This is a genomic window from Nocardiopsis salina YIM 90010, from assembly GCF_000341025.1.
Classification (GTDB): Bacteria; Actinomycetota; Actinomycetes; order Streptosporangiales; family Streptosporangiaceae; genus Nocardiopsis; species Nocardiopsis salina.
Genome location: NZ_ANBF01000036.1, coordinates 1 through 10,879, shown reverse-complemented (window position 1 = coordinate 10,879; position 10,879 = coordinate 1). Strand labels below are relative to the sequence as shown.

General features: G+C 71.8%; 11 protein-coding genes. 5 read left to right on the top strand and 6 right to left on the bottom strand.

The window, feature by feature from the left end:
- Window positions 1-280: 280 nt before the first annotated feature.
- The 3 genes from D474_RS0104220 to D474_RS0104210 all read left to right on the top strand — a co-directional run bounded on the left by D474_RS0104220 (window position 281) and on the right by D474_RS0104210 (window position 3,286).
- The gene (locus D474_RS0104220; RefSeq protein ID WP_017612353.1) at window positions 281-637 is read left to right on the top strand and encodes an antibiotic biosynthesis monooxygenase family protein; all 357 of its coding nucleotides are present in this window, start codon (window positions 281-283) and stop codon (window positions 635-637) included.
- Between the two features lie 638 nt (window positions 638-1,275).
- Window positions 1,276-2,277: an asparaginase gene (locus D474_RS0104215; RefSeq protein ID WP_017612352.1), complete on the top strand. Its 1,002-nt coding sequence runs from the start codon at window positions 1,276-1,278 to the stop codon at window positions 2,275-2,277.
- Window positions 2,278-2,362: 85 nt separating this feature from the next.
- Window positions 2,363-3,286 carry a polysaccharide deacetylase family protein gene (locus tag D474_RS0104210; protein WP_017612351.1) on the top strand — a complete coding sequence of 308 codons (924 nt, stop codon included), beginning with the start codon at window positions 2,363-2,365 and terminating at the stop codon, window positions 3,284-3,286.
- 53 nt (window positions 3,287-3,339) lie between these two features.
- Here D474_RS0104210 and D474_RS0104205 read toward each other — a convergent pair whose 3' ends face one another.
- From D474_RS0104205 to D474_RS0104180, 6 genes are all read right to left on the bottom strand, one after another.
- Window positions 3,340-4,098, bottom strand: a complete 759-nt coding sequence (locus D474_RS0104205) for a nucleotidyltransferase domain-containing protein (RefSeq protein ID WP_017612350.1) — start codon at window positions 4,096-4,098, stop codon at window positions 3,340-3,342.
- A 67-nt stretch (window positions 4,099-4,165) separates the two neighbouring features.
- Entirely contained in the window at window positions 4,166-5,341 is a 1,176-nt protein-coding gene (locus D474_RS0104200; protein ID WP_017612349.1) for a DUF418 domain-containing protein, read from the bottom strand.
- Window positions 5,342-5,570: 229 nt separating this feature from the next.
- Window positions 5,571-6,458, bottom strand: coding sequence for an alpha/beta fold hydrolase (locus D474_RS0104195; RefSeq protein WP_017612348.1), 888 nt, complete (start codon window positions 6,456-6,458; stop codon window positions 5,571-5,573).
- Window positions 6,459-6,846: 388 nt separating this feature from the next.
- A complete protein-coding gene (locus D474_RS0104190; RefSeq protein WP_017612347.1) occupies window positions 6,847-7,674 on the bottom strand; it encodes an aldo/keto reductase in 828 nt (275 codons plus the stop codon).
- Between the two features lie 18 nt (window positions 7,675-7,692).
- Complete coding sequence (locus D474_RS0104185) at window positions 7,693-8,703, bottom strand: NADP-dependent oxidoreductase (protein WP_017612346.1); 1,011 nt, start codon at window positions 8,701-8,703, stop codon at window positions 7,693-7,695.
- A gap of 100 nt (window positions 8,704-8,803) precedes the next feature.
- Window positions 8,804-9,499 (bottom strand): type 1 glutamine amidotransferase domain-containing protein, encoded by a 696-nt coding sequence (locus D474_RS0104180; RefSeq protein WP_017612345.1) that lies wholly within the window; start codon window positions 9,497-9,499, stop codon window positions 8,804-8,806.
- Window positions 9,500-9,694: 195 nt separating this feature from the next.
- On the opposite strand from D474_RS0104180, the gene D474_RS0104170 reads away from it, so the two are divergent.
- Window positions 9,695-10,519, top strand: coding sequence for a GNAT family N-acetyltransferase (locus D474_RS0104170; protein ID WP_017612344.1), 825 nt, complete (start codon window positions 9,695-9,697; stop codon window positions 10,517-10,519).
- A gap of 37 nt (window positions 10,520-10,556) precedes the next feature.
- The coding region (locus D474_RS0104165; RefSeq protein ID WP_017612343.1) for an HAD hydrolase-like protein at window positions 10,557-10,879 on the top strand (323 nt) is incomplete at its 3' end.

The following is a 10,879-nucleotide window of genomic DNA, read 5'->3' as shown; positions in this document are numbered from 1 at the left end:
CGCGAGAAGACCGGCGAGGACAAGGGCTACGATCCCGCCCCCGACGAGCCACCACACCCGAGGCAACACCACAGAACACCCACCTCGAAGCACCCCGGCCGCCCGAGGCAATTCCAGAACACCCACCAGCCGAACCCAACGACCACACCCCCACACACCCGGCCACACTCACCACACCTCGACACCCCCCCACACCTCAGACCCCACCCCTGAGTCACGGACCCCATCGACAATCTAGGTTGGTGCGAAAGAGCCGTAGCCGACCGTGGAGGTGACGCCGATGAGCGTCGTCAAGTTCAACGTCCTGACCGTGCCCGAGGGTGCCGGGTCCACGCTGGAGGACCGCTTCGCCAAGCGTGCGGGCCACGTGGAGTCGCAGCCCGGGTTCGAGGAGTTCCAGCTCCTGCGTCCGGTCGAGGGCAACGACAAGTACCTGGTCTACACGCGGTGGCGGTCCGAGGAGGACTTCCAGAACTGGATGAACAGCCAGGACTTCCAGCGCGGCCACCAGCAGGGCAGCAACGACCAGAACGGCGGGGAGTCCCCGCACGACGGCGGAGAGAAGCCCAAGCCCGCCGCGACCGGTAGTGAGCTTTGGGGCTACGAGGTGGTCCAGCGCGTGGAGGGCAAGGCCTGAGCCCTGTGTGGGAACGGCGCGGTCCGGGGCCACCGTCCGCACTCCGGACCGCGCCGTCGCAGGAAAAGGCGTTGCGCTCGTACGCCGGTCCCTCTGGGACCGACGTACACCGGGCCGCAGGGGACCGACCGAGCACGGAGATGAGGCACGAGCGGTACTCCCCGTGGACCCAGGGTCCGTGACCTCCCGCCGCGAGAGCTGAGACGGACCCAGGTCAGGGTGGGCGCGCGGTGACTGCACCGTGACCACGATCGAGCGTGACCCGACCATCCGACCCGTGCACAGCACGGAGGAGCTGCCGTCCGGGTCACCGGCGTCTGCGGGCCTCGATGAGCAAGCGTTCGGTCGTGGCGGTGGAAGAGCCCTCGCGTTCGACGTGCCCGTGCATGTCGCGCAGCGCCCGCGGTGGGCGTCGAAAGTGAAGTCCGGCACCATCCACACGACCTTGCGCAGGAAGTACACGGCGCCGATGCCGCAGAAGGCCGTGTGCAGGCGTTCGGAGCGCAGGTCGACCACCTGGCTCCCCGCATCCGCCGCGCAATCGATGTCCGCACCGGGGCTCCGAGAGCATTGCTTGACCAGGATCTGCGGGACACGGAGGATGCTGGGGTTCCCGCACCGCCCCACCTGGAGGTCCCATGCGCACCCTGACCCTGTTGAGCACCGGCGGCACCATCGCCACGACCGCGGGCGAGCAGGGGTTGTCGGTCGCGGTCGGCGCGGACGACCTCCTCGCGGCGGCGGAGCGCGTGTGGGGCTCGGGCGGCGTGCGCGTGCAGGCCCGCGACGTCCACCGCATGGTGAGCTTCGCCGAGAGCATCGGTGACGTCCTCGCCCTGGCGCGGGCCGTCCGCACGGCGGCGCGCGAGTCGGACGGCGTCGTGGTCACACACGGCACCGACACGATGGAGGAGGCCGCCTTCCTCGTCGCGCTCACCCACGACTCCCCCGTCCCCGTGGCCTTCACCGGGGCGCAGCGCCCCTTCGACGATCCCGCCCCGGACGGCCCCCGCAACCTCGCCTCGGCCCTGCGCTGGGTGGGTGACCCCCGCGCGACGGGTACCGGGGTCGGCGTGGTCTTCGACGGGAAGGTGGTCCCCGCGGTCGGCGCGCGCAAGGTGCACACGCTGGGTCTGGACGCGTTCCGTGCCCCCGGCCGCGCGTCCGTGGCCTCCGTGGACGCCGACGGGGTGCGGGTGCACGCCACTGCCCCGGAGGTCCCGGTCCTGCTGAGCCCGGACGTGGAACCGCCGCGCGTCGACGTCGTCCCCCAGTACCTGGGAGCCGACGCCACAGGTGTTCGCACATCGGTGGCGGCGGGCGCGCGCGGGCTGGTCCTGTCCGGGTTCGGGGCGGGCAACACGACGCCGGACACCACTCGGGCGTGCGTGGAGCTGCTGGGATCGGGCGTCCCGGTCGGTCTGGCCAGCCGGGTCGGCGCGGGCCCGGTGTCGGGCCTGTACGCGGACGGCGGCGCGGAGCTCGTGCGCGCGGGCGCGGTGGTGATGGGCGATCTCTCACCGTGGCAGGCGCGTCTGCTTCTGGCGGCCGCCCTCACGCACGCGGACTCCCGGGACGGGGTGGGGGAGCTCTGCGGCCGGTGGCTCGCGTCCGTGGGTGCGGTCTCCGGCCGGGGGTGAGACCGGGACCGCCGAGAACGGCCCCGGCCGCGGCCGACGACGGACGGGACCGTTTCGGTCCTTGAACGCCCGTGGAACCGGGGCCATGATGCACGCGACCACCGAGCGTCGACCGGAGTGGGTGGAGAGCATGGCCAAGGAGATCCTGGTGGCGTACGGCGTGGACGTCGACGCCGTCGGCGGGTGGTTGGGTTCCTACGGGGGCGAGGACTCCCCCTGCGACATCTCCCGCGGGATGTTCGCCGGCGAGGTCGGCGTGCCCCGCATGCTGGAACTGTTCCGGCGCGCGGACATCACCGCGACCTGGTTCTGGCCCGGGCATTCCGTCGAGACGTTCCCTGAGCAGTTCGAGGCCTGTTTCCGCGCGGGCCACGAGATCGGCGTGCACGGGTACAGCCACGAGAACCCGATCGCTATGAGCGCGCAGCAGGAGGCGGACGTCCTCGACCACTGCATCGCGCTCATCGAGCAGCGCACCGGGCGGCAGCCGACCGGCTACGTGGCGCCGTGGTGGGAGTTCTCCGACGTCACGAATCAGCTGCTCGTCACCCGGGGCTTCAAGTACGACCACTCGCTGATGCACCACGACTTCCAGTGCTACTACGTGCGTGTCGGCGACCGGTGGACCAAGATCGACTACGACCGCCCGGCCGGCGACTGGATGCACCCGCTGGTGCGCGGCGAGGAGTCGGACCTGGTGGAGATCCCCGCCTCGTGGGAGGTCGACGACCTGCCCCCGATGATGTTCATCAAGGCCAACCCCAACAGCCACGGGTACGTCAGTCCGCGCGACCTCGAGCGGCAGTGGCGGGACCAGTTCGACTGGGTGTACCGCGAGTACGACCAGGCGGTGTTCCCGATGACGGTGCACCCGGACGTGTCGGGGCGGCCGCAGAACCTGCTCATGCACGAGCGGCTCATCGAGTACATCAGCAGCCACCAGGGGGTGCGCTGGGTGACCTTCGACGAGATCGCGGACGACTTCCTGAGCCGCAACCCCCGCGAGTGACCGGTCCGGGTGCGGGCCGCAGGCCCGGGCCCGGCGAACCGGCTCTCCCGTGGTCAGGACGTCGCGACGAGCCGGTTGGCCTGGGCCACGGCGGCGCGCAGGTCGTCGGGGTCGCCGGTCGCCCCGGCGATGATCAGGTCCATCTCCTCCAGGCCCGCCTTGGCCAGGAGGGTCTTGTCGTTGGTGACCCACTCCCCCCGTGAAGCCAGGATCCCGTGTGCGGCCTGCGCCGCGGCCTGGGCGAGCAGCCCGGTGCACTGGGTGACCCGCCCGTACGGAGCGTGGTTGTGTTCGGCGTAGGAGAGGTTGGCGGCAGCGAAGCCCTTCCACACCCCCGGGGCCCGCTCGCGCAGTGCTTCCGGGTATTCGGGCCGGGGCAGGTCCCCGTGCAGCACCCGGCCCAGGGCCAGTTCGGCGAGCAGCAGGTAGGTGGGGATCCCGGCGAGATGGAACATGAGGGGCTCGACGCGGAACCTGCCCTGTTCCGCCTCGGCGACCTCGTGCTCGACGGCTCCGAGGTCACGGTAGTGCACGTCGACCGGGCGCCCGTCCACACGCAGCCACGCGCCACCGTTGAAGACCCCGCCCCACTCGCCGATGTCGGAGACCTCGCCGTCCCATCCCACGTCGCGCAGGACCTGGGGGGCGAACCCGTCGCGGTAGTACACGGCCAGGTCCCAGTCGCTGTCCGGACGGTGGTTCCCCTCGCCCCGGGAACCGCCGAGGGTGACCGCCTCTACGCCGGGCAGGGCGTACAGGCGGTCCGAAAGGTCGGTGAGGAAGCGGGTGTCGTCGCTGTCGGAGCTGCTCATCGGTGCATCATCGCAGAATCTCCGCGGGCCGGACCACGCGTTTCTCCATGGCCGCACGGGCCCGGGCTCACACGGGTTCGGCGCGGCGCACCCCGGCGTAGGTGCGGTCGCGCAGCAGGCTCTCCAACGGCCCGCGCATCCCGGCCCTGCGCATGAGGTCGGCGAGCGCGACGGTGGCCAGCCACACACCCGCCCCGGCCAGCACAGCGGCGGTGTCGCTCATCCGGGCCAGGTCGAGCGTGTAGGGCATGAAAAGCACCAGCCAGGCGAGTGACTGCAGCACGTAACAGGTCATGGAACGCTGCCCGGTGGCCACCAGTGCGGTCACCACCGGCCCGCGCCGCTGCCCGATCCGCAGCGCCACCAGGGCGATGAGCGCCGCGTATCCGAACCCGCCGAGGTAGCCGGTGACCAGGTGCAACCAGGCCGCCCCCAGTACCACGGGCGCGGCGGGCTGCCAGAGCTCGGTGACGTAGAGGGCGTAGGGGGCCCCGCCGAGCACGGCCGTGGGGACCCCGTACCCGGCGACCCGGGTGAGCAGGTGCCAGTGGCGCCCTGGTTCCTCCAGCAGGCGCCGGCGCGCGGCCCAGATCCCGACGGTGAAGGGCAGGACCGACACCGGGACCATGACGAGCATGACCGGCCACCCGGCCCCGCGCACGGCCATGTCGGTGAGAGGGTCCCCGGCGACCGGCATGGCCTCCTCGGTCTCCACGGCCATGGCGCTCCCGGTGGTGATCACCGTGTAGACCAGGCTGCCGACCGCCAACCATCCGAATCCGTGGGCGAGCAGGCGTCGGTCGCTCACGTGCAGGAGCCCGGCCGATGCGACCGCGATGAGCCCGTAGACCGCGATGATGTCGCCGGAGAAGAGCAACAGGGTGTGCAGGAAACCGATGAGGATCATCCACCGCCCGCGCCGACGCACGAGGGAGCGCACCCACGGCCAGGGGTGCCCCTCCTCGGTGCGGCGCAGGTGGACCCAGGCGAGGCCGTAGCCGAACAGGAGCGCGAACATGGGGTACCCGCGCGCCTCGGCCAACACGGTCACCACGAAGACACTGAAGGTGTCGGCGGTGCTCTCGAGGGTGTAGGGCAGCTGTTCGCCGGTGGCCATCGTGCGGAACAGGACGGCGTGCACCACGGAGATGACGAGCAGCATGAACCCCCGCGCCAGGTCGGGCGCCAGGGAGCGCTCCGACAGGGCAAGGCCGCTGACCCGCTGCGGCTCGGGACGTGACATGCTCGCTCCTCCTGTGGGGTCGCCGGGGGCGCCGATACGGCGGGGTGGCCGCTTCGGCCGGGTGCGGTCCCACGGTAGGAGCCGGGCGGGGGTGGACGCGTCCTCCGATCGGCCGGAGCGGGCTCGTCCTTCCGGTCGACCCGGCGCCCTCTGGTGGCAGGCCGGCCGAGGTCTCCCGCACGGCCGGTCGGGAGGGGCACGAGGGCGGCGGGGAGGCGCCGCCCGCAGCTCAGGCGTCGAACCCCCGCAGGAGCTCGGCCACCCGATCGGGCCGCTCGTAGAGGGACAGGTGACCGGCATCCTCGATGACGTGGACCCCGGTGTCGAGGAATCGGCGGGCCGGTCCGTGCAGTCGGGCGGGGGAGAAGAACGGGTCGTGCGAGCCGGTGGCCACCACGACGTGCTGCCCGGCCCAGGCCCGGAACGACTCCGCGTGCAGCGGGCTCGGGGTGGAACCGGTACGGCAGTGGCGCGCCACGAGGGTGAGCCACTCCGCCTCGGTCGTGCAGGCCTCGCACCCGGGGTCGGTGCCCGGCCCGCTGAGGAACTCAACCAGGCGTCCGCTGGTGTGTTCGTTCGGGTGGATCATCCACGGCAGGGTCGCCCGCATCGACTCCGACGTGAGGCCGGCCGCGGTCAGCCCCGCGGGGTTGACCAGTGCCCCCCCCGCCACGAGCGGCGAGGGCGTGGCCGCGAGAGTTATGGCGGCTCCGCGGGAGTGCCCGAGGAGGATCACGGGTCGGTCGGTGATCTGCGGGAGGAGTTCGTCCAACCAGGCGCCGTAGGACTCGATACGGCCGCCCGCGGTGCGCCGACTGCAACTCAGACCGGGCTGTCCGGGCAGGTCGACCAGGTGCACGGGCCGGTCCTCGGCCAGCACCCGAGCGGCCGGCACGGTCGTCGCGGCATTGAAGTTGGTCCCGGAGAGCACGATCACCGGGGTCCCGGGACCACCGGCGGCGCCGAAGGCCTGTGTGCTCCCCAACCGGGTCTCGACAGGAGGGAGGGGCACGAGTTCGGGCCACTGGCTCAGAGCTCTGTGGCACCACGCGTGCACGGACCGCTCGGCGTTCTCCGAGCGGTAGACACGCGCGGCACGAAGGGGGACGACGGTCATGGATCCGGCTTTTCGCGTAGGCAGACGTCGGTGATCGCCGTCCTTGTTTCCCGGCGCACCAAGAGAGGACTGTACGCCTCCCCACGGCCGGTCGCCACTTCGGGTTCGAGCCCTGTGCGGCGCCTTCGCCGACCGGGGCGGACACCCGATGAATACCCGCGGCGACGTGTCCCGCGATGGGCGTTTCCGCCCTGTTCCAGGTGTGCGGACACCCGTCCGTTTCCGGCCATCGGGCGCCGTGGCGTCGGCATCCGGGCCGCCGTCGCGTACGGCGGGCACGGGTAAGGGAAAGGGAGGCGTTCCCCGGCCGCACACGGCGGTGGTGGAACGCCCCCTCGGGGCCGGCCGGGGATGTGGGCACCCCGGCCGGCCGGAACCCTCCGGACGGTCAGCCCAGGAAGTTCATCTCGGCCGGGTCGGGACCGATACGGCCACCGTTGTCCAGCGCGTTGATGCGGTCGATGTCCTCGGCGTCGAGCTCGAAGTCGAACACGTCGATGTTCTCCTTGATCCGCGACGGGGTCACGGACTTGGGGATCACGACGTTGCCGAGCTGCAGGTGCCAGCGCAGGACGACCTGCGCTGCGGTCTTGCCGTGCTTGGCACCGATGCCCTGCAGGATCTCGTCGTCGAGCAGTCCCTTGCCCTGGCCCAGCGGACTCCAGGCCTCGGTGAGCAGCTTGCGCTCGGCGTTGGCCTTGCGCATCGCCGCCTGGTTGAAGTGGGGGTGCAGCTCGATCTGGTTGAGGACGGGGACGACCCCGGCCTCCTGCAGGAGCTTGTCGAGGGTCTGCTCGGTGAAGTTGGAGACACCGATCGCCTTGGCGCGGCCGTCGGCGTAGATGCGCTCCAGGGCCCGCCAGGAGTCGACGTACTTGTCCTGCTCCGGCACGGGCCAGTGGATCAGGAAGAGGTCGACGTATTCGGTACCCAGGCGCTCGAGGCTCGCGTCGAAGGCGCGCAGGGCCTCGTCGTAGCCCTGCTCGTTGTTCCACAGCTTGGTGGTGAGGAAGACGTCCTCACGGGCCAGGCCGGACTCGGCGATGGCCCGCCCGGTGCCGCGCTCGTTGTCGTACACCTTGGCGGTGTCGATGCTGCGGTACCCGGCCTCCAACGCGGCCGCGACGGAGGCCTGCGCCTCGTCGTCGGCCACCTGCCAGACGCCGAAGCCCAGCTGCGGCATACGGAGACCGTTGTTCAGCGTGACGTGCTGCAATGGATGCCTTTCCCTGTCTTACTTCTGCGCGAGGCGCACCAGCATCTTGCCGGTGTTGGCGCCGCGCATCATGTCGAGGAACGCCTGGACGGAGTTGTCGATGCCGTCCACGACGGTCTCCTCGGTGTGGAGCTTGCCCTCGGCGATCCAACCGGCGGCCCGCCGGGCGTATTCCCCGGCGAGGTGGTTGTGGTCGCCGACGATGAAACCGCGCAGGTTCAGGCGCTTGCCGACCGCGAGGAACATGTTGTTCGGGCCGGGGACGGGCTCGGTCGCGTTGTAGGCCGCGATCTGCCCGCACAGGGCCACGCGCCCGAACTCGTTCATGACGTTCAGGGCGGCCTGGAGGTGGTCGCCGCCGACGTTGTCGAAGTAGACGTCGACACCGTCGGGTGCGGCGGCGGCAAGCTGCTTGGTGAGGTTGCCCTCGCGGTAGTCGATGGCCGCGTCGAAGCCGAACTCCTCCACGAGGCGGCGCTTCTTCTCCGGTCCGCCGGCCGAACCGACGACCCGCTCCGCGCCGAGCTGACGGGCGATCTGGCCGGAGATGCTGCCGACCGCACCGGCCGCACCGGAGACGAAGACGGTGTCGCCCTCACGTACCTCCGCGACCTCGGTGAGTCCGGCGTAGGCGGTCAGGCCGACCATGCCGAGCGCACCCAGGTAGGACTGGGCCGGGGCCAGCGAGGTGTCGACCGGGCGCACGGCCTTCTCCGGCAGGAGCGCGTACTCGCGCCACCCGGCGAAGTGGGACACCGTGGTGCCCACAGGCAGGTCGTCGGAGCCCGAGGAGACGACGGTGCCGACGGCGCCGCCCTCCATCGGCTCGCCCAGCTGGAACGGCGGCACGTAGGACTTGGCGTCGTTCATGCGCCCGCGCATGTACGGGTCGACCGAGATCCAGTCGTTGCGGACCAGGACCTGGCCGGGCCCGGGCTCGTCGACCGAGGTCTCCACGAGGGAGAAGTCGGTGGGGTCCGGTTCACCGACCGGACGTGCGACGAGGTGGACCTCCCGGGAAGTGGGCATGGTGGGCCTTTCCGTGTCGTGCATGGGTTCTGCTGAGGACAGGCGGGGAGACCCGGTGCGGCAGTGGTGTGTCCCGGTCCGGGTCGCCCCGATCCGATCATCAGGTCAGGGCTCGGCTCACCTCGGCCGCGAGCGCGGTCGAGGAGGCCGGGTTCTGGCCGGTGTAGAGGCTGCGGTCGTGGACCACGTGCGGCTGCCAGGGGTCGCCGGCGGTGAAGTCGGCCCCGATGCCCTCCAGACGGTCCTGGAGCAGCCAGGCGGCCTTGTCGGCGAGCCCGACCTGCTTCTCCTCCTCGTTGGTGAAGGAGGTCAGGCGGTACCCGGAGAAGACGTGGCTGCCGTCCTCGCGGCGTGCGGCGAGGAGGGCGGCGGGGGCGTGGCAGAGCACGCCCAGCGGGGTTTCGGTGTCCACCGTGTGGGTCAGCACCCGCGCGGAGTCGGCGTTGTCGGCGAGGTCCTCCATCGGGCCGTGGCCGCCGGGGTAGAAGACGGCGGAGTACTCGGAGGGGTCGACGTCCTCCAGGCGCAGGGGCGCCTTCAGGACCGGGTTCTCCTCGACGGCCCGCTCGAAGGCGTCGGCGTTCTCCTCACCCCCGTTGACGTCCGGCTCCAGGCTCGCGCGGTCGACGGTGGGCACCACGCCGCCGGGGGTGGCCACGGCGACCTCGTGCCCGGCGTCGACGAACACCTGGTACGGGGAGACGAACTCCTCCGCCCAGAAACCCGTGGGGTGCTGGGTCCCGTCGTCGAGTGTCCAGTGTTTCGCACCGGTCATCACGAACAGGATGCGCGCCATGGTCGGCTCCTTGTCACCTGGGTCTCGGGCCGGGGGCACTCGCGCCGGACGGCGGCACTGCAGTGCTCCCCGTCACCGGACAACGCCCGGCGGTCTGTGTGGATTCCGGGGTTCTGGGACGGTTCGGAACGATCGTGGGCGTTGCCACACGTGCGGCGGGTGTGGGGGTGCGGGGCGATCGGCCAGAATGAGCGGATGCCTGCGAAGACACCTGCCGCCGCGCTGTCACCCGGGGCGGCCGACGACCACGCCGCACGGTTCGCCGTGCTGGCAGACGCCGACCGGCTCCGGATCCTGCACACCCTGGCCGCGGAGCCCGGCGGGATGCCCCCTGGCGAGCTCGCAGAGGTGTCGGGGGCAGCCCCCGGTTCCGTGTCGGGGCACGTGGAGGTGCTCGCCTCGGCCGGGCTGGTGGAGAGCGACGGCGGCGTGGTGCGCGCGGCACGCGGGGGGCGGCGGTCAGTCCCGAACCCGGTGGACGCGGTGCTCGGGCTGTTGGACGTTCCGGTGGGCGCCCCGCCCGCGCCGGTGCCCGCGGCCGTGCTCCTGCGCGCGATGGAGCCGGAGGACCTCGAACGGGTGCGGCAGATCTACGCCGAGGGCATCGCCACCGGCGACGCGACATTCGAGACCGCGGTTCCGGACGCCGGGTCCCTGGACGCGAAGTGGCTTCGCGGGCACCGGTGGGTGGCCGACGTGGACGGCGAGGTGGCCGGGTGGGCCGCGGCGGCGCCGACGTCGGGGCGTCCTGTGTACTCGGGCGTGGCCGAGACGTCGGTGTACGTGTCGGAGAAGGCCCGCGGGCGCGGTGTGGCCCGGGCGCTGTTGCGGCACCAGGTGGAGGAGGCCGACCGGGGCGGGCTGTGGACCCTGCGCACGTCGATCTTCCCGGAGAACCGCGCGAGCCTGGCTCTGCACCGCTCGGCGGGGTTCCGTACGCTCGGGGTGCTGGAGCGCGTCGGCGAGCACCACGGCACCTGGCGGGACACGGTCACGATGGAGCGCCGCCGCGACCGCTGAGGCCCGCGTGAGGGCCGCACCGGAGAGGGGAGGCCGTGTGGGCGAGTACGGCGACGCGGCAGTTCTGTTCGACATGGACGGAGTGCTGGTCGACTCGGGTTCCAGCATCCGCGAGGGGCTGACGGCCTGGTCGCGGGAGCGGGGCCTGGACCCGGCGGCCGTCCTAGAGCACGCGCACGGACGCACCGACCGCGATCTGGTCGAGGTCGTGGCTCCCCACCTGGACCGGGCCGAGGAGGCCGAGCGCATCGAGGCCCACGAGGCCGCACACGACGCGACCGTGCGTGCGATGCCGGGCGCCGTGGACCTGCTGACGGAGATGGAGGCCCGGGGCCGCGCCTGGGCGGTGGTGACCTCGGC

Bases quoted from the DNA above. Each gene is read 5' to 3' on its own strand.
- D474_RS0104170 (WP_017612344.1), top strand. From the start codon at position 9,695: ATGCCTGCGAAGACACCTGCCGCCGCGCTGTCACCCGGGGCGGCCGAC.
- D474_RS0104220 (WP_017612353.1), top strand. From the start codon at position 281: ATGAGCGTCGTCAAGTTCAACGTCCTGACCGTGCCCGAGGGTGCCGGG.
- D474_RS0104185 (WP_017612346.1), bottom strand. From the start codon at position 8,703: ATGCCCACTTCCCGGGAGGTCCACCTCGTCGCACGTCCGGTCGGTGAA.
- D474_RS0104195 (WP_017612348.1), bottom strand. From the start codon at position 6,458: ATGACCGTCGTCCCCCTTCGTGCCGCGCGTGTCTACCGCTCGGAGAAC.
- D474_RS0104180 (WP_017612345.1), bottom strand. From the start codon at position 9,499: ATGGCGCGCATCCTGTTCGTGATGACCGGTGCGAAACACTGGACACTC.
- D474_RS0104205 (WP_017612350.1), bottom strand. From the start codon at position 4,098: ATGAGCAGCTCCGACAGCGACGACACCCGCTTCCTCACCGACCTTTCG.
- D474_RS0104200 (WP_017612349.1), bottom strand. From the start codon at position 5,341: ATGTCACGTCCCGAGCCGCAGCGGGTCAGCGGCCTTGCCCTGTCGGAG.
- D474_RS0104210 (WP_017612351.1), top strand. From the start codon at position 2,363: ATGATGCACGCGACCACCGAGCGTCGACCGGAGTGGGTGGAGAGCATG.
- D474_RS0104215 (WP_017612352.1), top strand. From the start codon at position 1,276: ATGCGCACCCTGACCCTGTTGAGCACCGGCGGCACCATCGCCACGACC.